Source organism: Sphingomonas sp. (assembly GCF_035998645.1).
Classification (GTDB): Bacteria; Pseudomonadota; Alphaproteobacteria; order Sphingomonadales; family Sphingomonadaceae; genus Sphingomonas.
Window position 1 is genome coordinate 167,816 of the sequence record NZ_DASYHL010000005.1, and the last position, 22,963, is coordinate 190,778.

Annotated in this window: 20 protein-coding genes; 9 read left to right on the forward strand and 11 right to left on the reverse strand. The window is 65.8% G+C overall.

What is annotated here, in order from left to right:
• Positions 1–9: 9 nt before the first annotated feature.
• From VGN66_RS14470 to VGN66_RS14495, 6 genes are all read right to left on the reverse strand, one after another.
• Positions 10–2,322: a TonB-dependent receptor gene (locus tag VGN66_RS14470; RefSeq protein ID WP_327519525.1), complete on the reverse strand. Its 2,313-nt coding sequence runs from the start codon at positions 2,320–2,322 to the stop codon at positions 10–12.
• 373 nt (positions 2,323–2,695) lie between these two features.
• Positions 2,696–3,064, reverse strand: coding sequence for a hypothetical protein (locus tag VGN66_RS14475; RefSeq protein WP_327519526.1), 369 nt, complete (start codon positions 3,062–3,064; stop codon positions 2,696–2,698).
• Positions 3,065–3,146: 82 nt separating this feature from the next.
• Positions 3,147–3,809, reverse strand: coding sequence for a GntR family transcriptional regulator (locus VGN66_RS14480; protein ID WP_327519527.1), 663 nt, complete (start codon positions 3,807–3,809; stop codon positions 3,147–3,149).
• 32 nt (positions 3,810–3,841) lie between these two features.
• Positions 3,842–5,164, reverse strand: coding sequence for an MFS transporter (locus tag VGN66_RS14485; RefSeq protein WP_327519528.1), 1,323 nt, complete (start codon positions 5,162–5,164; stop codon positions 3,842–3,844).
• 48 nt (positions 5,165–5,212) lie between these two features.
• Positions 5,213–5,638: a MarR family winged helix-turn-helix transcriptional regulator gene (locus tag VGN66_RS14490; protein WP_327519529.1), complete on the reverse strand. Its 426-nt coding sequence runs from the start codon at positions 5,636–5,638 to the stop codon at positions 5,213–5,215.
• A complete protein-coding gene (locus tag VGN66_RS14495) occupies positions 5,635–6,657 on the reverse strand; it encodes an aromatic ring-hydroxylating dioxygenase subunit alpha (protein WP_327519530.1) in 1,023 nt (340 codons plus the stop codon). Before VGN66_RS14495 ends, VGN66_RS14490 begins: the two co-directional genes overlap by 4 nt.
• 80 nt (positions 6,658–6,737) lie before the next feature.
• On the opposite strand from VGN66_RS14495, the gene VGN66_RS14500 reads away from it, so the two are divergent.
• The gene (locus tag VGN66_RS14500) at positions 6,738–7,844 is read left to right on the forward strand and encodes a 5-methyltetrahydropteroyltriglutamate--homocysteine S-methyltransferase (RefSeq protein ID WP_327519531.1); all 1,107 of its coding nucleotides are present in this window, start codon (positions 6,738–6,740) and stop codon (positions 7,842–7,844) included.
• 180 nt (positions 7,845–8,024) lie between these two features.
• Here the strand turns inward: VGN66_RS14500 and VGN66_RS14505 are convergent, their stop codons facing one another.
• The 4 genes from VGN66_RS14505 to ligK all read right to left on the reverse strand — a co-directional run bounded on the left by VGN66_RS14505 (position 8,025) and on the right by ligK (position 11,958).
• Positions 8,025–9,167, reverse strand: coding sequence for a multidrug effflux MFS transporter (locus VGN66_RS14505; protein ID WP_327519532.1), 1,143 nt, complete (start codon positions 9,165–9,167; stop codon positions 8,025–8,027).
• A gap of 38 nt (positions 9,168–9,205) precedes the next feature.
• Positions 9,206–10,099, reverse strand: a complete 894-nt coding sequence (locus tag VGN66_RS14510; RefSeq protein WP_327519533.1) for an amidohydrolase family protein — start codon at positions 10,097–10,099, stop codon at positions 9,206–9,208.
• Positions 10,096–11,130 (reverse strand): 4-oxalomesaconate tautomerase, encoded by a 1,035-nt coding sequence (locus VGN66_RS14515; RefSeq protein ID WP_327520274.1) that lies wholly within the window; start codon positions 11,128–11,130, stop codon positions 10,096–10,098. The genes VGN66_RS14510 and VGN66_RS14515 overlap by 4 nt, the downstream gene beginning before the upstream one ends.
• A gap of 153 nt (positions 11,131–11,283) precedes the next feature.
• A complete protein-coding gene (gene ligK, locus VGN66_RS14520) occupies positions 11,284–11,958 on the reverse strand; it encodes a 4-carboxy-4-hydroxy-2-oxoadipate aldolase/oxaloacetate decarboxylase (RefSeq protein WP_327519534.1) in 675 nt (224 codons plus the stop codon).
• A 192-nt stretch (positions 11,959–12,150) separates the two neighbouring features.
• Here ligK and VGN66_RS14525 point away from each other — a divergent pair, with 192 nt between their 5' ends.
• From VGN66_RS14525 to pobA, 7 genes are all read left to right on the forward strand, one after another.
• On the forward strand, positions 12,151–13,356 hold the full coding sequence (locus VGN66_RS14525) for a LysR family transcriptional regulator (protein WP_327519535.1): 1,206 nt from the start codon (positions 12,151–12,153) through the stop codon (positions 13,354–13,356).
• 53 nt (positions 13,357–13,409) lie between these two features.
• The gene (locus VGN66_RS14530) at positions 13,410–14,261 is read left to right on the forward strand and encodes an NAD(P)-dependent oxidoreductase (RefSeq protein ID WP_327519536.1); all 852 of its coding nucleotides are present in this window, start codon (positions 13,410–13,412) and stop codon (positions 14,259–14,261) included.
• A gap of 124 nt (positions 14,262–14,385) precedes the next feature.
• A complete protein-coding gene (locus tag VGN66_RS14535) occupies positions 14,386–15,411 on the forward strand; it encodes an amidohydrolase family protein (protein WP_327519537.1) in 1,026 nt (341 codons plus the stop codon).
• Entirely contained in the window at positions 15,408–15,818 is a 411-nt protein-coding gene (gene ligA / locus VGN66_RS14540) for a protocatechuate 4,5-dioxygenase subunit alpha (RefSeq protein ID WP_327519538.1), read from the forward strand. Before VGN66_RS14535 ends, ligA begins: the two co-directional genes overlap by 4 nt.
• Positions 15,819–15,820: 2 nt before the next feature.
• Positions 15,821–16,711 carry a class III extradiol dioxygenase subunit beta gene (locus VGN66_RS14545; RefSeq protein ID WP_327519539.1) on the forward strand — a complete coding sequence of 297 codons (891 nt, stop codon included), beginning with the start codon at positions 15,821–15,823 and terminating at the stop codon, positions 16,709–16,711.
• A 128-nt stretch (positions 16,712–16,839) separates the two neighbouring features.
• The gene (locus VGN66_RS14550) at positions 16,840–17,787 is read left to right on the forward strand and encodes a Gfo/Idh/MocA family oxidoreductase (RefSeq protein ID WP_327519540.1); all 948 of its coding nucleotides are present in this window, start codon (positions 16,840–16,842) and stop codon (positions 17,785–17,787) included.
• Positions 17,788–17,827: 40 nt separating this feature from the next.
• Positions 17,828–18,997: a 4-hydroxybenzoate 3-monooxygenase gene (gene pobA / locus VGN66_RS14555; RefSeq protein ID WP_327519541.1), complete on the forward strand. Its 1,170-nt coding sequence runs from the start codon at positions 17,828–17,830 to the stop codon at positions 18,995–18,997.
• On the opposite strand, the gene acs is transcribed toward pobA, so the two are convergent.
• Entirely contained in the window at positions 18,994–20,940 is a 1,947-nt protein-coding gene (gene acs, locus VGN66_RS14560; protein ID WP_327519542.1) for an acetate--CoA ligase, read from the reverse strand. The genes pobA and acs overlap by 4 nt on opposite strands.
• 182 nt (positions 20,941–21,122) lie before the next feature.
• Here acs and VGN66_RS14565 point away from each other — a divergent pair, with 182 nt between their 5' ends.
• Positions 21,123–22,790: an MFS transporter gene (locus VGN66_RS14565; RefSeq protein WP_327519543.1), complete on the forward strand. Its 1,668-nt coding sequence runs from the start codon at positions 21,123–21,125 to the stop codon at positions 22,788–22,790.
• The last annotated feature ends 173 nt before the right edge of the window (positions 22,791–22,963 follow it).

Consider the following 22,963-nt stretch of genomic DNA (forward strand, 5'->3'; position numbering starts at 1 on the left):
CAACTCAGCTCAAAAACTAAACCGCACCGTCGCATAGATCTCGCGCGGCGCCGCCGGGATCGCGACATATTCGCCGGTCGGCGGCAGCGTGCCCTTGTAATAGGCATGGTCGGTCTCGGTCAGGTTGGTGCCCTCGACCGACAGCTCGATGCCGGGCAGGAAGCTCGGCTTGAACGCGACCCGCGCACCCAGCAGCGTATAGGCATCCTGGAACGACGTCGCATCGGCAGGCGTCAGGAACTGCGACCCCTTGTGGCTCAGATCGCCGCGCAGCGTCAGCTCACCCGCGCCGGTCTCAAAGCCATAGGAGATGCCGGCATTGATCGACCAGTCGGGGATCTGCGGCACGCGGTCGCCCAGCTTGAACCCGCTCGAAATCGCCGACGCCGCCAGCGTGTCGAACCGCGCATCGACATAGCCAACGCCCAGATTGAGATCGAGCCCGCGCGTCGGCCGCGCCGCGATCTCCAGCTCGAACCCCTTGATGTCCGAACCGCCCGCATTGCGCGTCGTGCGGATATTGGCGTTGGTCACCGGATCGACCGACTGGACCGTCAGCTGGATGTCGCGATATTCGGAATAGAAGCCCGCAACGTTGAACGTCAGGCGATTGTTGAACCAGCTCGTCTTGGCACCCAGCTCATAGCTGGTGAGCTTCTCGGGATCGTAACGCGGGGTCGGGGTCGATGCGACCGTTGACGCGCCGAAACCGCCCGATTTGAACCCCTTCGACCAGCTGGCATAGAGCAGCATGTCGGTGTTCGGCTTGTACTCCAGCGCAACGCGCGGGGTGAAGCTCTCCCACTCCGCCACCGCGCTCGACAGTGGCACCACGGTGGCGCCGTTCTGCGGCCGCACGACCGAGGTCGCATATTCCTTGCGATCCTTGTTGTACCGCGCGCCCAGCGTAACACCGAACTGGTCGGTCAGCTTCAGCGTCTCCTGCGTGAACAGCGCGTAGCTCGTCGCCTTCATATAAAAGGTGGTGAAGGTGTTGCCGACATCCGCCGCCGTCGGCGTGCCGCCCGCTGCAATGATCGCCTCATAGATACCCTCGAACGAGCGGGTGAAGACGGTGGAATCGCCCTCCTCGCGAAACGCATATGCGCCGATCAGGAAGTTGAGCTTGCCGTCCATCGCCGTCCCGCCCAGCTGCAGCTCCTGGCTCAGCTGATCCTGGTTCATCGTCGTGCGCGACTGCTGCAGCGGGTAGGGGGTCTGGTCGCCATCCACCTCGATCGTCGCGTCGATCGACCGCCATGCGCTGACCGACTTGAGGTAGATGTCGTCGCTCAGGTCGAAGGTGAACACGGCGGAGAGCCCGCCGATATCGGCATCATCCTGCTGCGCCTGTAGCGAATAGACATTGTATGGATCGGGCGATTCCCAGCGCGCATCATAGATCGAGCCGCTGGGCAGTCCGAGCCGCGGGTTCCAATAGGGCGCCGCAAACTGGTTGAACCGCGCGATCTTGGCGACCGTCGGCCCGGCCGGCACGAAATCGATCAGATAGCCCGAGGGCGGGTTCTGCCGCTGCCGCGTATAATCGCCCGCGACCTTCAGCGTCACCGCCTCGCCCAGCTGCGCCTTGATGGCGCCGCGCACGATGAAGCGGTTCTCGCTGGCATAATGCTGCCCGTCGAGGATGCGCGTGCCATAGCCTTCGCTGGTGAGATAGGAGGCCGAGAGTTTGAGCCCCAGCACATCCTCGACCAGCGGCGTGTTGATCAGCGCCGAAACGTCGGCGCGCTTGTAACTGCCCGCGCGCGCCTTGACGATGCCGGTTGCTCCACCCGACAGGCGCGGGTCGGTGGTGATGACGTTGATCGCGCCGCCGATCGTGTTGCGACCATAGAGCGTGCCCTGCGGCCCCTTCAGCACCTCGACCCGCTCGATATCCTCAAGGCTGAGCAGGCCACCCATCGACCGCGCGATATACACATCGTCGACATACAGGCCGATGCCGGGATCGGTCGGAAACTGGAAATCGCCGGTGCCGACGCCACGGATATAGCCCGCAAACGCCGAACCACCGCCCGCCGGACGGTTGGTGGGATGCAGCTCAAGGTTGGGCGCAAAATTGGAGATGTCGCCGAGATTGTCGATGCCGCGATCGGTCAGCGACTCCGCCGACAGCGCGGTCACGGACAGCGGCGCATCCTGCAACCGCTCCTCGCGGCGCTGCGCGGTGATGACGATCTCGCCCACGCCGACCTCTTCCTCCTGCGCGGCAGGAGCGGTTTGTGCAGCGGCGGGCGAAGCGGCCAGCAGAGCGGCAATCGACGCAGTGGTGGCGAGCGCGACGGTCGGACGAAAGCGCATGAAAGATCCTCCCCGGGACAGAATGTCGGGGGTCAGCGCCCCCTTGTGGCGCAATGGTTATGGATCAATACAAATATTGTCAACAATCTCGTCAGCAAAGCATTGAGCGCCAGTCCGCACCCATCCATTCTCAAGCCCCTCCCGCTCGCGGGAGGGGTTGGGGAGGGTCTTCTTCTTCCTCTTCTCCGTCTTTGTGCTCCTGCCGTTTCCCCACACCCATCGTCACCCCGGCCTTGTGCCGGGGTCCACCGGAAGGCAGGCGCGGAACAAGAGGCTGGATCGCTGTGCGCGCGGCCAAGTGGACCCCGGAACAAGTCCGGGGTGACCACAAGAATTGTGGGACGGCGAAGCTTCGCACGCCGCCTTCCGCGTCTTAAATGCCCATATTCTCGGTGAAGGTGCCGACGATGCCAGCCAGAACGGACAAGAATAACGTTCCGACCATCGCTCGCTGCACGCCGATTTCGGCCCCGAAGGCTGCATCAACGCCGATCAGTACCGGGAAAAGGACCCATCCAAGCAGGAAGTACAGCACTCCACGCTTTGGATTGTAGTCCCAAGCCTTCTCGGAAAAATTGCTGCGATCGTAAAAGGCGCACAACATTGCGGCGCACAATGCGACGACATAGGTGCCGCGCCAAAGCCAGTCGTCGTCCCACACCCCCACAAGGGTTCGAAGGCCAAAGCCCAGCAGAAAAAGCAGCCCAAACGCAACGGCACCGATCAACTTGCGGGACTTCAACGACTTCACTCCGACAACGCGCCACGTTTCAATGCCGCGCCCCCAAAATCAACGCGGAGGACACGCGGAGGGCAGCGCGCACCTACTGCGGCAGCACATCCTCCATCTCGATCACCGCGGCCAGCGCATCCTCGACATGCTTGCGCATCAGCCGCTCGGCCTCTGCTGCATCGCCCCGGACGATCGCGTCGGTGATCTGGCGGTGGTCGCAATTGGCGTCGTCGATCCGGTGCGGCTTGAAGAAGGCGGAGAAGAGCAGGCGATAGAGCGGCAGCCGCAGTCGCTCGACAAAGCCGCGGACATAGTCGTTGTCCGCGCCGTCGAGGATCAGCGCGTGCCACGCATCGTTGGCGCGGACGAAGGCGGGGTGGTCGCCGGTATTCTCGACCGCGTTCAGCCGCTCCTGCAACTCGACCAGCTGCGCCTTGCGTGCCGGGTCATCGGCCAAAGCGAAGTCGTGCGCCGCCAGCCCCTCCAGCACCATCCGCGCGCGATAAATCTGGCGGATCTCATCGCGGCCGAAGCGGCGCACCGACGCGCCGCGAAACTCCTCGATGACGATCAGCCCTTCGCTTTCCAGCCGCTGCAACGCCTCGCGCACGCGGCTGCGGGTCGCGCCGGTCTCGCGGATGATGTCCGCTTCGACCAGCCTTTGCCCCTGCACCGCGCGCCCGGTGCGGATGCGCTCGCGCAGCCAGGCGGCGACTTCGGCGGCGGAAAGGATGCGGTCGGGTTCGTCGGCCATGCCGCGACCCTCGCCGGGGCGCGGGGCGGCTGTCAACCGGCCGCGCCCTCGACCGGCTGCTTCCATCCGCGCATCGCCAGCAACGCGAGCGCCGCGACGATCGAGCCGATGCTCATCAGGATTGCCACCGTCGGCAGTCCGTAGCCCGCCGCGAACAGGAAGCCGGCAAGGGCAGGGGCCAGCGCCGATCCGCCGCGCCCGACGCCGATGACGAAGCCGGTCGCCGATGCGCGAACCCCGGTCGGGAACGACTGGGCGATCAGCGCATACAGGCCAACCACGCCGGCATTGGTGGCAAAGCCCGCTGCGGCTGCGACCATCGACAGCCCGGCCAGATCGCTCTGCCCCTGACCGAACAGGATGATGAGCGCGGTCGACAGCAGCATCGCCACGATGGTGAGCGCGAGCAGCCGGATCTTGCCGGTCAGCAGCCCCAGGATCAGCGATCCGGTCGCCCCGCCGATGCTCGCCCACACCAGCACGCCCGCGGCCTCAGGCGGCGGGAAGCCCATGTCGACGACGATCTTCGGGATCCATTTCAGGATGAAGTAAAAGGTCATGATGTGCGTCAGATAGGCGAGCGTCAGCAGGATTGTCGGCCGGATCAACCCGGGCGAGAACAGATTGACCAGCGGCGCCTTGCGCGACGTCACTACGTCCGGCTCGGGCAGCGCGTCGATCGGCGGATGGCCCATCCGCGCAAGGTTGGCGTTGATCCGCGCCAGCGCGTTCGGCGGGCGCCGATGCATCAGGAACGCGACCGATTCCGGCGCGCGCCAAAGCACCAATGGCACGAACAGCAGCGAACACACCGCGCCGAACACGAACACTGCGCGCCAGTCATACATCGACAGCAGCACGGCCGAAATCGACCCGCCGATGATCGTCCCGACCGGATAGCCCGCCGCCATCAGCACCACCGCGAGCGATCGGTGCTTGGCATTGGCCGCCTCCGCCACTGCCGCATTGGTCGCTGCAAGCATGCCGCCGATGCCAAGGCCGGTGAGGACGCGCCAGCACATCAGCGAATAGACGCCGCCCGCGCTCGCCGCGCCGAGCATGCCGACGGTCATGATGCCAAGGCACGACAGGATCGTCGCGCGCCGCCCGATCCGGTCGGCAATGCCGCCCAGGAACAGCGACCCGATCGCCATGCCGACCAGCTCCATCGACAGGACGATGCCGAGCTGGGCGCGATCGATGCCCCAGTCGGCGGCAATGCCGGGGGAGGCGAAGCTGATCGACAGCACGTCGAACCCGTCGAGCGCGTTGAGCCCGACCATCGTCGCGACCACGCCCCATTGGAACCGGGACATCGGTGCGCGGTCGATCACTGCACGCGGATCGGTAGCCATTTCCCCTCCATCGGCCGGTGTCCGGCCATTGTTATATCGGCAAACAAGTCAGCGATAGATGCGTGCGAGCATTTCCTCAAGCGTCGCGAGTTCGGCCGCGCTGAATCGTCCCTTCACCCACGCTTCATGCTCGACGATCGCGACCTTGGCCTTGGCCAGCAGCGCCTCGCCCGCGTCGGTCAGGCGGAACGCGATCCGCCGCCCATCGGTGCGCGACGGACTGCGCGACACCAGAGCGCGCTTCTCCAGCCCATGGACCAGCGCCATCGTCGTCGCGCGATCCATGTCGAGCGCGATTGCCAGGTCGGCCTGCGCCAGATCGGGGTGATCCCCGGTCAGCCACAGCACCGACACCTGTTTCTGCGTCAGGCCGAGGTCGGCGAAATGCTCGACGAAATGCCGCTGCACCGCGCCATGCGCCCGACGCAGGCGCAGGCCAAGGTTGCGGTCGAGATCGCCGCGCCCGATCGTCACGCGGTCTCCGCCTCCATCAGCTTGCGGATGATCGTCCGCGCCCGAACGCTGCCCTGATCGATCGAATAGCCGCGCAGCTTCATGTCGGGATTCGCGACGATGCTGCGCTGCTGCGCCTCCAGCACTTCGACATCTTCGTCGAACACCTGGCCCTGCTGCGCCTTGAACCGTGCGGTGAAGCCGGCATCGTCGATGTCAAAGTTGCGCGCCATGCCCCAGAAATAGTGAGTCGTCGTTTCGGTCTCCGGAGTCATGGCATCGACGACGAAGCCGCGCACCCCCGAATCGTGGCTCTCGATGGTATCGCCCGCATCGGCCGGCGAAACGCCGACATCGATCAGCACCGAAGAGGGCGGCAGGAAGTGGCACACCTGCCACCGATCGACCGGCCCGGCCGAACGCAGCGCGTCGCGCCAGAACGGCGGCGGCTCGATCCCCGGCATCCAGCGGCGGACAAACACCTCCTCGCCCTTCACCACAGTTTCGATCGGCGCCTCGGTAATCTCATGCTGCCCGATCGACCCCTGATGCACCCAGGTCTCGTGAGACAGGTCCATCAAATTGTCGATCACCAGCCGATAGTCGCAGCTGATATGGTTGTACCCGCCATCGAACGTCCAACCCGGCGTGCTGCACGGCCAGAAATCGGGGATCGTCGCCGGATCGGCCTTCGCCGCCTCGCCGATCCACACCCATACAAAGCGATGCTTCTCCACCACCGGATACAGCGTCGCGCACACCGCCTTGGGCACCGCTTCGGACTTGATCGGCATTTCGCTGGCACAGCCATCGGGTTCGATCAGCAGCCCGTGATAGCGGCACCGGATCGAATCCCCCTCCTTGAACCCCATCGACAGCGGCAACAGCCGGTGCGGACACGCATCGCGCATCGCCACCACGCTGCGGTCGAGCTTGCGGTACAGCATCACCGGTTCGCCACAGATGGTGCGCGCGATCGGCGTGCGGTCCACCTCCGAATCCCATGCGGCGACATACCAGCGGTTGGTGATCCAGGTCATTGCCTCGCTCCTCTTCCTGTCCTATCGATCGTTGCAGCATTTTGTATGTAACACTTACAAATATCGCAAGGAGAATCAGGATGTCCAAACCCCCGTTCCGCGCCGATCATGTCGGCAGCTTCCTCCGCCCCAAGGCGCTGATCGACGCCCGCGCCGCGTTCAAAGCGGGCGAAATCGACGCCGCCGCCCTGCGCGCAGTTGAAGACGAGGCGATTCGCGGCGTCGTGAAGTTACAGGAGGATCTGGGCCTTGAAGGGATCACCGACGGCGAGTTCCGTCGCACCTATTTCCACACCGACTTCCTGCTCCAGCTCGATGGCGTCGAAGAGGCCGGCGGCACCGCGGTCCATTTCCACCAGCATGGCGGCAAGGAACTGTCCTACGCCCCGCCGGTGATGAAGATCACGGGCAAGATCGAACATGCCCGCGACATTCAGCGCGCCGATTATGAATTCCTCGCCAGCTGCACCAGCCGCACTCCCAAGGTCACGATCCCGTCGCCGACCATGCTGCACTTCCGCGGCGGCCGCGATGCGATCGACGCTGCAGCATATCCCGACCTTGAGGACTTCTACACCGACCTCGCCGCCGCCTATCGCGCCGAGATCGCCAGCCTCGCCGACGCCGGCTGCCGCTACCTCCAGCTCGACGACACCAACCTCGCATACCTGTGCGACGACACGCAGCGCGAAAACGCCCGCAAGCGCGGCATGGACCCGGACGAGCTGCCGCGCCTCTATGCCCGCATCATCAACGACTCGATCCGCGACAAGCCCGACGACATGGTCGTCTGCGTCCACCTGTGCCGCGGCAATTTCCGCTCGAGCTGGGCAGCCGAAGGCGGTTACGAACCCGTCGCCGAAGTGCTGTTCAACGAATTGAAGATCGACGGTTATTTCCTCGAATATGACGATCCCCGCTCGGGCGATTTCGCTCCGCTGCGCTTCGTACCCAAGGGCAAGACCGTCGTGCTCGGCCTCGTCACCACCAAGCTCGGCGAGCTGGAGTCAAAGGACGACATCAAGCGCCGCATCGAAGAAGCCGCGCAGTTCGCGCCACTCGACCAGCTCGCACTGTCGCCGCAATGCGGCTTCTCCTCGACCGTCCACGGCAATGACATCGAGGTCGAGCAGCAGGCGGCAAAGATGCGCCTGGTGATCGACGTGGCGAAGGACGTTTGGGGCTGACGCGCCCAATTCCTCCCCTGAGCGCGCTCAGGGGAGGGGGACCGCCCGCGTAGCGGGTGGTGGAGGGGCCGCCCTCGCAGAGGGCGGAATTTGCCGAGCTGCCCACGGCCGTCTACGCGGCCGCCCCTCCGTCAGCGCTGCGCGCTGCCACCTCCCCTGCGGCGCAGGGGAGGAATTGAGCTAATCCAGCTTGCGACTCCCCCAAACCCGCAACCCCAAAGCCACCACCACCAGCACCCCGATCACCCCCAACTCCACCGCCGCCGACGGCGCCAGCCGCACCGCCAGCGTCGAGATCAACGCCGCACCCCCCATCTGCATCGTCCCGAACAGGCCCGTAGCCGCGCTCGCCCGCTCCCGCTGCTGCTCGATCGCTTCGGCGAGCAGGGCAGGGCCGGTCAGCCCAGCGCCAAACGCGATCAGGCTCATCGCCACGAACACCCCCGCCAGATGCGCCCCCGTCGCCGCGACCACCAAGATCACGACCGCGCCGCTGCCCAGTGCCACCGATCCCGCCGGCTTCAACCCGCGCGGCCAGCGGCGCAGCACGACGGGCACGCACAAGGTGCCCCCAATGATCGCGCACGCCACCGCCGAGTAGAACAGCCCCGCCTGCGCCGGCGTCGCCCCCGCCGCATCCAGCACGAACGGCGACGCCGCCAGAAAGGTAAAGAACCCCCCGCTGATCAGCGCATTGGACAGCGCGAGCGGCAGATAGCCGCGCTGGCGCAGCACCTGCCAATAGGTCGTCGCGATCCGCCGCGCGTGGACCGGCGCATGGTCGCCGGGTCGCGTCTCGGGCAGCATCCGCAACGCCAGCGCTCCGCCAATCAGCGTCAAACCGGCGAGGATCCAGAACAGCGCGCGCCACCCGCCCACGCTTGTCACCGCGCCGCCCAGCGCCGGGGCGAGGGCAGGGGAGATCAACGTCACGCTGGTCAGGATCGCGAGCGGCGCGGCGGCCTTGCCCACCGGCGCGGTGTCGGTCGCCATCGCGCGCCCCGCGACCAGCGACGACGACGCCCCGATCGCCTGCACCGCGCGACCGACCAGCATTGTCGCCAGATCACTCGCAACGGCGCACAACAGGGTGCCAACCAGAAAGACGACCAACCCGCCGATCAGCACCGGCCTGCGCCCATGATGATCGGCAACCGGCGCCCAGCCCAGCTGCCCCAGCGCCAGCCCGATCAGATAAAGCGAAATGACCAGCTGTCCGCCCGCCGGCGTTGCGCCGATCCCCTCGGCCAGCTGCGGCAAGGCGGGAACGATGATCTGGATCGCCAGCGATCCCAGCGCGATGATCCCGCCCAGCAGGATCAACCGCCCCTTCGCCGCCTCGGCGCGCCCCGCCGCGATGGTCAGGCTTCCTCGGGCCAGTAGAGCCGCATCGGGTTGGCGACGAGTAGCTTGTGCTGCAACGCTGCGGTCGGCGCGATCGCCGGGATCACATCGACCAGCGCGCCGTCATCGGGCAGCACGGTCTCCATGTTCGGATGCGGCCAGTCGGTGCCCCACAACACCCGATCGGGATAGGCTTCGACCAGCGGCCGCACTGCGTTCACAAAGTCCGCATAAGGCGGCCCGGCGGGATCGAGCCGGTCGGGGCAGGTGACCTTGGTCCAGATGTCATCGCGGCTATCGAGCAATGCTCGGAACGCGGTCATGTCCGCCCCGTCCGGTCCCTGCCGCACATCGGGCCGACCCATATGGTCGATCACGATCGGCACCGGAATCGCGGCGAGGAACGGCTTCATCTCCTCAAGGATATCCGCCTCGAAATAGACCACGACATGCCAGTTCAGCCGCGCGATCCGCTGTGCCACATCAAGGAACTTGTCCTTGGGCGCATCGTCCACCAGCCGCTTCAGAAAGTTGAACCGCACCCCGCGAATGCCGCCCGCATGCAGCGCATCCAGCTCGGCATCGCTGATCGCCGGATCGACTACCGCGACCCCGCGACACGTCCCGCCCGATACGGCAATGCCATTCAGCGTCGCGGCGTTGTCGGTCCCGTGACAGCTCGCCTGCACGATGACGTTGCGCGCAAAGCCCAGCCGCGCGCGCAGCGCGAACAGCGCATCCGGCCCGGCATCCTGCGGCAGATACTTGGCCTTGGCGCTGAACGGGAATTGCGCCTGCGGCCCGAACACATGGCAATGCGCATCGACCGCGCCCGGCGGCGGGGTAAAGCGCGGCTTCGACGGCTCCAGCGTCCAACTGCGAATGCGCCCGTCTGCGTCGGTCGTGCTCATGCGAAGACTTCCCCGTCCATCAATTTGCGCGCCGTCCGCAGCATCCCGGCCTCAACCGGCGCACCAGCATCATCCAGCGTCACGACACATTCGGTAACCCCGGTCGGATGCTCGACCCCCAGCGTCAGCGTCCGCCCCTCCGGCACCACCGCCAGCGCAGCCGCCGGGGATCCCTCGATCAGACACGCCGTCGCCACGCTCACCGCGCCCAGCACCCCGATCGACGCATGCACCCGGTGCGGGATCAGTGAGCGCACCGCAATCGCGCCGCCGTCACGCGGCGCGGCGACCAGCATCATCTTGGGCACCGACTTGTCGGTCACATCGCCCAGGTTCATCAGCGGCCCGGCCTTCAACCGGATCGCCTCGACCTTCGCCTTCATCGCCGCATCGGCGTCGAGCGTGTCGCGATCCTCGTAACCGGTAATGCCGACATCGCTCGCCGCGATCACGACGCACGGCATGCCATTGTCGATCATCGTCACGCGCACGCCGTCGATCTCATCGACGCCATTGCCGCTCGGCAGCAGCGCGCCGCACGACGACCCGGCGGTATCGCGAAAGGCCAGCGGGATTGGCGCAGCAGTCCCCGGCACGCCGCTGATGCTGGCCTCGCCGGTATAGGTTACCTGGCCACCCGGCGTCTGCACCGTCGCGACGGCAACCTGCCCGGTATTCTCCATGAAGATCGCAACCCGCGTCGCGCCATCCCGTGCAGCAACCAGCCCGCGCTCGATCGCGAACGGCCCGATGCCAGCCAGGATATTCCCGCAATTCTGCGCATCGGTGACGATCGCCTGATCGACGAACACCTGCAGGAACAGATAGTCGACATCGACGCCGTCCCGTGCGGACTTGCGCACCACGGCGACCTTGCTCGTCAGCGGATCGGCGCCGCCCATCCCGTCGATCTGCCGCGGATCGGGCGACCCCATCACCCGCAGCAAAAAGGCATCGCGCGCGCCGGTGTCGGCGGGCAGGTCGTCGGCAAGGAAATACCCGCCCTTCGACGTCCCACCCCGCATCCACATGCAGCGGACGCCGCTCACAAAATCCTCCCCGGAACGGGGAGGGGGACCGCCGAAGGCGGTGGAGGGGGCCCGAGGCAAGGGAGTCCCGTGACGCGGGCCCCCTCCGTCAGCGCTGCGCGCTGCCACCTCCCCGTTCCGGGGAGGATTTGAGCCTCACTCATACCGCAACCCCATCTCCTCAAGCCGAGGCCGCATGTCATAAATATCCAGCCCCAGCTCGCCCGCCGCCAGCCGCACCCGCTTGGCTTCTTCCGCAGCCTCACGCTTGCCCGCAGCCTCAAGCACCGCCGCCGCATCGCCACGCTTGACCACGCACACGCCGTCATCATCGGCGACGATCACATCGCCCGGCTCGATCGCCGCGCCCGCGCACACGATCGGCACATTGACCGACCCCAGCGTGTTCTTGACCGTCCCCTGCGCAAACACCGCCTTCGACCACACCGGAAAGCCCATCTGCGTCAGGTCGCGCACGTCGCGCACGCCTGCGTCAATCACCAGCCCCCGGCACCCGCGCGCCATCGCGCTGGTCGCGAGCAGGTCGCCGAAATAGCCATCGACGCAGGGGGAGGTCGGCGCGAGGACGAGGATGTCGCCCGCCTGCAGCTGCTCGATCGCGACATGCACCATCCAATTGTCGCCCGGTGGGGAGGAGATGGTGACCGCATTCCCCGCGATCCGCGCGCCGGAGTAAATCGGCCGCATATAATGCGCGAGCAGGCCAATCCGCCCCTGCGCCTCATGCACCGTCGCGACGCCGGCCTGCGCGAGGCCGTCGACGATGTCCATCGCGGTGCGCTCGATGTTTTGGACGACGCGTGCACTCATTGTTTTCTCCGGTGCGAAATGTCTAACCCGCCTTTGGGCCGATGCAGCCTTGTTGCGCGACATGTTCGCTTTTTTGAACAAATGCGCATTTCGGCCCGCGACGATGTTCGCTTTCCATGGCGGGGTATCTCCAACACACCATAATATGAATTCCGTTTATGTAATAAGATTTTCGGATATATCGGCGCGGCGATGCGGCCTTTCGATCTCAACCTCCGGCATCTGCGCGCGCTTGGGCAAGTGATCGCGCAGGGTAGCCTCAACCGTGCGGCGGAGGCTGCGGGGTTGTCGCAGCCGGCGTTGACCCAGGGGCTGGCCAAGCTGGAAAAGCAGCTCGGCGTCACGCTGTTCGACCGGCATTCGGACGGGGTGACACCCAGTCCGGCGGGGACTGCGTTGGCCGAACGGGTCGCCCGTGCCTTCGACCAACTCGCCGCCGCGACCCGCCGTTCCGCGCGCGGCGGAACGCGCGGATTTGCGCGGCCTGAGCTGCTGATGACCGCGACCCAGCTCGACGCATTTCTGCACTTCGCCGACGCGCAGGGCTTTGCCGGTGCGGCGGCGGCGAGTGGCATGTCGCAGCCTGCGGTGCATCGCTCGGTGCGTGAACTCGAACAGGTTTGCGCGACGCCGCTCGCCGAGCGGCGGGGGCGGGGGATGGCGCTGACGCCGGCAGGCCGCACGCTGGCGCGCGGCGTCCGGCTCGCCGCCGGTGAGATCGCCGCCGGGATCGCCGAAGCGCGCGGTGACGAAGGGGAGGGCGGGCGCATCGCGATCGGCGCGATGCCGCTCAGCCGTGCGCTGCTACTGCCACACAGCCTCGCCCAGTTCCTGCGTGAAGAGCCGCGGACGGTGGTCGATGTGGTGGAGGGATCGTGGCGCGAGCTGGTCGACCCGCTGCTCGACGGCATCATCGACATCATGGTCGGCGCGCTGCGCGATGACTGCCCGCCGGGCGTCGAACAGGTGCCGCTGTTCACCGACCGGCTCGCGATCTTCGGGCGGCGCGGGCATCCGCTGGCGCAGGGGCCGGTCGATCTCGACACGCTCGCCGCGCAATCCTGGGTCGTCGGCCCGATCGGCACGCCGCTGCGCACGCATTGGGAAGCGCTGTTCGCGGGCCGCGTGCTGCCGCCGGTGCCGATCGAGTGCGGGTCGGTGATGGTGATCCGCGGCCTGCTGGTGCAGAGCGACCTGCTCACCCTGCTGTCCCCCGATCAGGTCGCGCTGGAGGTGGGGGCGGGGATGCTCGAAAGCATCGGCCCGCAACTCGCCGGCGCCGTCCGCACGATCGGCATCAGCACGCGCGCAAGCTGGCGCCCGACCCGCGCCCAATCCCGCTTCATCGAACTGCTCCACCGCGCATCGCAAGAGACCAGAATTCAGGAAAACGGATAGCGCCGATCGCAATCCGATTAGAACATGTCGCGTAACAACGCTTCATAGGCCGCATGATCGAGTGGACATCCTTCGTGGGATTTGGCGAAGCCGGACAAGCCTTCGCCCAACCCGGCGCCGCGGCGTTCGACATCGCGACCGACAGCCCCGATACCCGCCCTGCCAAGATTTCTGATTTCGAATCCGCCCAAATCCGCTGGTCCGCAACCCCCGCCGGTGCGCTGGCGCGGGCCGATCTGGTGCTGTGCCTCATCACTGCGGACCAAGCGCTCGCGGCCGCGCAGCGCTGTGCGCCGTTGCTGCGACCGGGAACGCTGTGGCTCGACATGAATAGCGTTGCGCCCGGCACCAAGCGGGATGCCGCGCAGGTGATTGAGGCGGCGGGTGGGCGCTATGTCGATGTTGCGGTAATGGCGCCGGTGTTGCCCGCGCGGCTGGGCGTGCCGCTGCTGGTGGCGGGGCCGCATGCGGAGGACGCCGCCGATGCGTTGCGCGCCTATGGCTTTACCAAGGTCGCCGTGTCGGGAGCCAATGTCGGCGATGCGTCGGCGATCAAGATGATCCGGTCGGTGATGGTCAAGGGGTTGGAGGCGCTGACCGCTGAATGCGTGCTGGCCGCGGAACGCGCCGGGGTGCGCGAAGCGGTGCTCGCCTCGCTCGACGCAAGCTGGAAGGAACAGTCCTGGGCCACGCGCGCCGACTATAATCTCGACCGGATGCTCGCGCATGGCACGCGGCGCGCCGCCGAGATGGAGGAGGTCGCGAAGACGCTGAGCGATCTGGGCGTTGATCCGGCGATGACGCGCGGCACGATCCAGCGTCAGCGGGAGATGGGTGCGCTCGGCATGACGCCACCCGAAGGACTGACGGCGAAGCTGGTGGCGATTGAGGGGAGGGTGTCGTGATCGCCGCTCCCCTCCGTCGCCCCGGCCTTGAGCCGGGGCCGGGCTGCCTTTCTGGTCGCTCGAACAAGGAAAAAGCCCTGTCCCGGCTCAAGGCCGGGACGACGAAGGTTTTTGGAGGGAATGCGTGAGTCTCATCATCGACTGCCACGGCCATTACACCGTCCTGCCCAAGGCGCATGACGCCTGGCGCGAGGAACAGAAGGCTGCGTTCAAGGCGGGGACGCCGTGCCCGCCCTATCCTGAAATCAGCGATGACGAGATCCGCGAGACGATCGAGGCGAACCAGCTGCGCCTGATCAAGGAACGCGGTGCGGACCTGACGATCTTTTCCCCCCGCGCTTCGGCGATGGCACCGCATGTCGGGGATGAGGGCGTCGCGATCGAATGGGCGCGGCGCTGCAACGACCTGATCGCGCGCGTCGTCGGGCTGTTCCCCGAGACGTTCGTCGGCGTGTGCATGCTGCCGCAATCGCCCAAGGCCGATATGAGCGCGAGCATCGCCGAACTGGAGCGCTGCGTCACCGACCTCGGCTTTATCGGGTGCAACCTCAACCCCGATCCGGGCGGCGGGCATTTCACCCATCCGCCGCTGACCGACCGTTACTGGTACCCGTTCTACGAGAAGATGGTCGAGCTGGACGTGCCGGCGATGATCCACGTCTCGGGCAGCTGTAACCCGGCGATGCACGCGACCGGCGGCTATTACATCGCCGCCGACACGGTCGCGTTCATGCAGCTGCTGGAGGGTGATCTGTTCGCCGATTTCCCGACCTTGCGCTTCATCATCCCGCATGGTGGCGGCGCGGTGCCGTATCATTGGGGGCGCTATCGCGGCCTTGCCGACATGCTGAAGAAGCCGGCGCTCGATACGCATCTGATGAACAACATCTTCTTCGACACCTGTGTCTATCACCAGCCGGGCATCGACCTGCTCGCCGACGTGATCGACAACAAGAACATCCTGTTCGGATCGGAGATGGTCGGTGCGGTGCGCGGCATCGACCCGACCACCGGCCAGTATTTCGACGACACCAAGCGCTATGTCGACGCGCTGGAGATTTCGGACGCCGAGCGCTCCGCGATCTTTGCGGGCAATGCCCGACGCGTCTTCCCGCGCCTTGATGCAATTCTGAAGGAGCGCGGCCTGTGACCGACCACACCGACATCCACGCCTACCTCGCCGAGTTTGAAGACATCCCCGGCACCCGCGTGTTCACCGCCAAGCGCGCGCGCGCCGGTTACCATATCAACCAGTTCGCAATGAGCCTGATGACCGCTGAGAACCGTGCGCGGTTCAAGGCGGACGAGCGCGCCTATCTCGACGAATGGCCGATCAGCGAAGAGGCGAAACAGGCGCTGCTCGACCGCGATTACAACAAGTGTCTCGACCTGGGCGGCAACGTCTATTTCCTGGCCAAGCTGTTCTCGACCGACGGCATCCCCTTTGCCGAGGCGGTCAGCACGATGACCGACATGAGCTTCCCCGAATATCGCGAGATGATGATGCGCGGCGGGCGTTCGCCCATCGGCGTCCGCTCGATCAAAGAAGGACGATAAGAATGGCCCGCATTACCGCAGGTGTTGCATCGAGCCATGTCCCGCTGCTCGGCGTTGCCGTCGATCAGGGCAAGGACCGCGACGATTATTTCGGCCCGATCTTTGCCGGATATGACTGGACCCGCGAATGGGAGAAGGCCGAGAAGCCTGATGTCGTCATTCTGGTCTATAACGACCACGCATCGGCGTTCGACATGAAGATCATCCCGACCTTCGCGATCGGCTGTGGCGAGCGCTACACGTCGGCCGACGAGGGCTGGGGCCCGCGCCCGGTGCCGGATGTCGAGGGGCATCCCGACCTTGCCTGGCACATCGCGCAGAGCCTGGTCCTCGACGAATTCGACATGACGATCATCAACGAGATGCAGGTCGATCACGGCCTGACCGTCCCGCTGTCGATGATGTTCGGGACGCCCGATGCCTGGCCGTGCAAGGTGATCCCGCTGGCGGTCAATGTCGTCACCTACCCGCCGCCCTCGGGCAATCGCTGCTGGGCGCTGGGTGAGGCGATTGCGCGCGCGGTGGCGAGCTTCCCCGAGAATCTGAACGTTCAGGTGTGGGGCACCGGCGGCATGAGCCACCAGTTGCAGGGGCCGCGCGCGGGCCTGATCAATCGCGAATGGGACAATATGTTCCTCGACGGGCTGATCGGCGAGAGCGATCACCTGCGCCGCATTCCGCACATCGAATATCTGCGCGAAACCGGGTCCGAGGGGATCGAGATGGTCATGTGGCTGATCATGCGCGGCGCGATGGGCAAGCGCACCGCCGCGCTGCATCGGCATTACCACATCCCGTGCTCGAATACCGCGATCGGCCATCTCGTCCTGCGCCCTGACAATGGCGAGGGGCTGGATATGGCGGGCAGCGGGTTTGCGGAGGCGGCGGAGTAATCAAAGCCCTCTCCCCCTTTGGGAGAGGGTTGGGAGAGGGGCAGTCCTCTAGACTTTAGCGATGGGCCGGATTTGAGGGACTGCCCCTCTCCCCGGCCCTCTCCCCTGAAGGGGAGAGGGAGAATGTTATGAAAATCGCACTCGCAGGCGCCGGGGCTTTCGGCGAAAAGCATCTCGACGGGCTTCAGAAGATCGACGGGGTCGAGGTGATCTCGGTCGTCGGTCGCCGGCTCGAACCGACTCAGGCGGTCGCGGCGAAATATGGCATTGCGCACGCCACGACTGAACTCGCCGAAGCGCTGGAGCAGCCAGGCCTCGACGCGGTGATCCTGTGTACGCCCACCCAGATGCACGCGGCGCAGGCGATCCAGTGCATGGACGCGGGCAAGCATGTGCAGGTCGAGATTCCGCTGTGCGACAGCCTGGCGGATGGCGAGGCGGTGCTGGCCAAGGCGCAGGAGACCGGCCTGACCGCGATGGTCGGGCACACGCGGCGCTTCAACCCGAGCCATCAGTACATCCACCGCAAGATCGCGGCGGGCGAGTTGAACGTCCAGCAGATGGATGTGCAGACCTATTTCTTCCGCCGCCAGAACATGAATGCGAAGGGTGAGGCGCGCAGCTGGACCGATCACCTGCTGTGGCACCACGCCGCGCATACGGTGGACCTGTTCGCCTATCAGGCCGGGCCGATCGTTGCCGCCAATGCCATTCAGGGGCCGATTCATCCCGAGCTTGGCATCGCGATGGACATGTCGATTCAGCTGAAGGCGGAAAGCGGCGCAATCTGTACCCTCAGCCTGTCGTTCAATAATGACGGGCCGCTCGGCACCTTCTTCCGCTACATCTGCGACAACGGCACCTGGATCGCGCGCTACGACGATCTGGTGACCGGGCGCGAGGAGCCGGTCGACCTGTCCGGGGTGGCGGTGTCGAACAACGGCATCGAGCTGCAGGACCGCGAGTTCGTGGCGGCGATCCGCGAGGGGCGTGAGCCTAATTCCAGCGTTGCGCAGGTGCTGCCCTGCTACCGCGTGCTGCACCAGTTGGAGCAGCAACTGAACGCCGCGCGCTGAACGTCAATGGGCCGCGCGCGAGCGGCCGTGGGGGAATGACATGAAGACCCAGGTTGCGATCATTGGGGCAGGGCCATCCGGCCTGCTGCTCGGCCATCTGCTGCGTCAGGCGGGGGTGGATTGCGTTGTCGTCGAGCGCGCGTCGCCGGCCTATGTGCTCGGCCGCATCCGGGCGGGGGTGCTGGAGACGGTTACGACCGACCTGATGACGCGGCTTGGCCTCGATGCGCGGATGAAGCGGGAGGGGCTGGTCGAGGCGGGGTTCAACCTCGCCACCGATGATCGGTTGATCCGCATCGATATCGCTGCGCTGACTGGGCGCAACGTGATGGTTTATGGCCAGACCGAGCTGACCCGCGACCTGATGGACGCAGCGCCCGAGCGGGGGCTTGAGGTCATCTATGATGCGGGCGACGTCGCGCTGCATGAGATCGAGGGTGATGCGCCGTTTGTCACCTATGTGAAGGATGGCGAGACCCGGCGGATCGACTGTGCGTATATCGCTGGGTGCGACGGGTTCCACGGGCCATCGCGCAAGGCGATCCCGGTGAGCGCGGTGCGCGAGTTCGAGCGGGTCTATCCGTTCGGCTGGCTGGGCATCTTGGCGGACGTGCCGCCGTGCCATGATGAGCTGATCTACGCTAATGGGAAGGCGGGCTTTGCGCTGGCCTCGATGCGGTCGAAGACGCGCAGCCGCTATTATATCCAGGTGCCGCTGACCGATAAGGTCGAGGACTGGACCGAGGATCGCTTGTGGGACGAGCTGGCGGCGCGGTTCGATCCGATTAGTGAGCATAAGGTGACGCGTGGCCCCGCGCTGGAAATGTCGATCGCGCCGCTGCGGTCCTACGTGTTCGAGACGATGCGGCATGGGCGGCTGTTCCTGGCAGGGGACAGCGCGCATATCGTGCCGCCGACGGGGGCCAAGGGGCTGAATCTCGCCGCTTCGGATGTCGCCTATCTCTGCGACGCGCTGATTGGCGCGGTGAAGCAGAGCAATTCTGCGGGGCTGGACGGCTATCAGGCGCGCGCGCTGGCGCGGATCTGGAAGGCGGAGCGGTTCAGCTGGTACCTGACCAAGCTGATGCACCGCTTCCCCGAGGATGGCTCGTTCGAGCACCGGATGCAGGAGGCCGAGCTGGACTATGTCGCCAGTTCGACCGCGATGCAGACCGCGATTGCGGAGAATTATGTAGGGCTGCCGCTCTAACTGCCAACCAGCTGCGGCCGGTTGGCGAGCAGGTGATCGACCACCGACGGATCGGCAAGGGTCGAGGTGTCGCCAAGGTTGCTGACGTCATTCTCGCCGATCTTGCGCAGGATGCGGCGCATGATCTTGCCCGATCGGGTCTTGGGTAGCGCGGGGGCGAACTGGATCACGTCGGGCGTGGCGATCGGGCCGATTTCCTGGCGCACCCATTTGATCAGCTCGGCGCGCAGTGCGGCGTCGGGTTCGACCTCGGCGTTGGTGGTAACGAAGGCGTAGATGCCCTGACCTTTGATGTCGTGCGGCATGCCGACCACCGCCGCCTCCGCGACCTTATGGTGGGCGACGAGTGCGCTCTCGATTTCGGCGGTGCCCATGCGGTGGCCGGAGACGTTGATGACATCGTCGATGCGGCCGGTGATCCAGTAATAGCCGTCTTCGTCGCGGCGGCAGCCGTCGCCGGTGAAATAGCGGCCGGGGAAGGTGCTGAAATAGGTCTGGAAGAAGCGGTCATGGTCGCCCCACACGGTACGCATCTGGCCGGGCCAGCTGTCGGTAATGACGAGGCACCCATCGCCTGCGCCCTCGATCAGCTTGCCGTCATTGTCGAGCAATGCGGGCTGGACGCCGAAGAACGGCTTGGTCGCTGAACCGGGCTTGAGCGCGGTTGCGCCGGGAAGGGGGGTGATCATCGCGCCGCCGGTTTCGGTCTGCCACCAGGTGTCGACGATCGGGCAGCGGCCTTCACCGACGACGCGGTGATACCATTCCCATGCCTCGGGATTGATCGGTTCGCCGACGCTGCCGAGCAGGCGCAGGCTGCTGCGGCTGGTGCGCGTGACCCAGTCATCGCCCTCTCGCATCAAGGCGCGCAGTGCGGTCGGGGCGGCGTAGAAGATTTCGACCTGGAACTTGTCGACCACCTGCCAGAAGCGGCTGTGGTCGGGGAAGTTGGGGACGCCTTCAAACATCACGCTCGTCGCGCCGTTCATCAGCGGGCCGTAGACGACATAGCTGTGCCCGGTGACCCAGCCCACATCGGCGGCGCACCAGTAGATCTGGCCGGGGCGGTAATCGAAGACATATTCATGCGTCATCGACGTCCACACCGCATAGCCGCCGGTGGTGTGCAGCACGCCCTTGGGCTTGCCGGTCGAGCCGGAGGTGTAGAGGATGAACAGCGGGTCTTCCGCGCCCATCGCCTCGGGCGGGCAGTCGGCGGACTGGCTGGCGGAATCAACCCAGTCGATGTCGCGGCCCGCGACCATCGGGACGTCGGCACCCGTGCGGCGGAGCATGATGACGCGCTCGACCCCGGGGCAGCGCGCGAGGGCGGCATCGACATTGGCCTTGAGCGGGATGCGCTTGCCGCCACGCAGCCCTTCATCGGCGGTCAGGACGATGCGGCTGTCGCAATCCTGGATGCGACCGGCGAGCGCGTCGGGCGAGAAGCCGGCGAACACGATCGAATGGATCGCGCCGATCCGCGCGCAGGCGAGCATCGCCACCGCCGCCTCCGGCACCATCGGGAGATAGAGTGTCACCCGCTCGCCGCGCTTCACGCCCTGTGCCTTGAGCAGATTGGCGAAGCGGCAGACATCGGCGTGCAGTTCGCGATAGGTGATGACGCGGTGCGGCTCATCCGGGCTGTCCGGCTCCCACAGGATCGCGGTTGCGTCGCCGCGCTCGGCAAGGTGCCGGTCGAGCGCATTGGCGCTGATGTTGAGCGTGCCGTCGGCGAACCAGGCGATACCGAAATCGGCCTCGTCGAAGCTGGTTTCCTTGACCCGCGTGAACGGCGTGATCCAGTCGATCCGCTGCGCCGCCTCTCGCCAGAAGCCCTCGGGATCCTCGACCGAGCGGCGATACATCGCGTTATAGCCATCCGCATCTACCAGTGCGTTCGCCGCCCATTGCTCGGGTACCGGGAAGATTGTCTGGGCCATCTCACTCTCCTGTTCGCGCGGGGCGCCTGGTCACGCGTTAGCGCATCCCGAGCCGCAGGTCAGTGCGACTCTCGTCGTAGAACTGCGACCTTTGTCGGGATAGCTGCGCGCCCAAGTCGCGGGCATGACAGGCTGTCCGCGGCACCGCGCGCGGGGGATAACGACATAGGGGAGTGCGGCCGATGGCCACCGAAGCGGGCGACGTGCCCAAGCATCACAAGGCAACGCAAAGCGAAAAGCTGGTCATCACCGCTTCGTCGCTGGGCACGGTGTTCGAATGGTATGATTTCTACCTTTACGGGCTGTTGGCGACGATCATCTCGGCGCAGTTCTTCTCGGGCGTGAACGAGACGACCGGGTTCATCTTTGCCCTCGCAGCATTTGCGGCGGGCTTTGCGGTGCGGCCGTTTGGCGCACTGGTGTTCGGGCGTATCGGCGATCTGGTCGGGCGCAAGAATACGTTCCTCGTCACGATGGGCCTGATGGGCTTTGCGACCTTCGTCGTCGGCTTGCTGCCGTCCTATGCGACGATCGGCGTTGCGGCGCCGGTGCTGCTGATCCTGATGCGGTTGATCCAGGGCCTTGCGCTGGGCGGCGAATATGGCGGTGCGGCGACCTATGTCGCGGAGCATGCGCCGAACAACAGGCGCGGCCTGTACACCAGCTTCATTCAGACGACCGCGACGCTCGGCCTGTTCGCAGCGTTGCTCGTCGTGATCGGCACCCGCACCTTGGTCGGCGAAGAGGCGTTCCGCGACTGGGGCTGGCGCGTGCCGTTCCTCGTTTCGATCATCCTGCTCGGCGTGTCGCTGTGGATCCGGATGCAGCTCGAAGAGAGCCCAGTGTTCGCCAAGATGAAGGCCGAGGGCAAGACGTCGAAGGCGCCGCTGACCGAGGCGTTCGCCAAATGGGGCAACCTCAAACTGGTGCTGATCGCGCTGCTCGGCGCGGTCGCGGGGCAGGCGGTGGTCTGGTACACCGGCCAGTTCTACGCGATGTTCTTCCTTGAAAAGATGCTGATGGTCGATGGTGCGACCACCAACATCCTGATCGCCATCGCGCTCGCCATCGGCACGCCGTTCTTCATCTTCTTCGGCTGGCTGTCGGACAAGGTCGGGCGCAAGCCGATCATCATGGCCGGCTGCGCGCTCGCGGTGCTGACCTATTTCCCGGCGTTCCAGGCGCTGTCGTCGGCGGCCAATCCGGCGCTCGCCCGTGCCGCCGCGACCGCGCCGGTTACGGTGGTGACCAACGACGCGGATTGCTCGCTGCAGTTCGATCCGGTCGGCGGCAACAAGTTCGACAGCAAGAGCTGTGACATCGCCAAGGCGTTCCTTGCCAAGAATGCGATCAGCTACAGCTCGGTCGAGGCACCGGTCGGGGCGATCGCGCAGGTCAAGGTGGGTGAGGCGACCTTCACCGCACCCGATCCGGCGCAGGTCACCGCTGCCGAGCGCAAGGCTGCGATCACGGCGTTTCAGGGCGAGTTGAAGGCGGCGCTGACCAATGCCGGTTATCCGTCGAAGGCCGACCCCGCGCAGATCAACAAGCCGCTGGTGGTGGCGATCCTCACCTGGCTCGTGCTGCTGGTGACGATGGTCTATGGCCCGATCGCGGCGATGCTGGTCGAGCTGTTCCCGACCAAGATCCGCTATACGTCGATGTCGCTGCCCTATCATATCGGCAATGGATGGTTCGGCGGGTTCCTGCCGACGACAGCCTTCGCGATGGTCGCGGCGACCGGGGATATCTATTACGGTCTGTGGTATCCGATCGTGGTCGCCGGGTTGACCCTCGTGGTCGGGCTGCTGTTCCTGCCTGAGACGTTCCGGAAGAATATCGACGATTAGAGGACATGCAGAGCCGTCCCCTGAGCCTGGCGCAGGGGACGGCTCTGCTGGCGTAACAGATGGTCGGCGCGCGGTGGCTTCACCATTGCCGCGTCGCCATCGCGCCGCGAGGCCGCTCTCCCCGCCGTGGAGCGGGCGATTTTAACTGTGGAAAACGCGATCGGCCGCTTTGC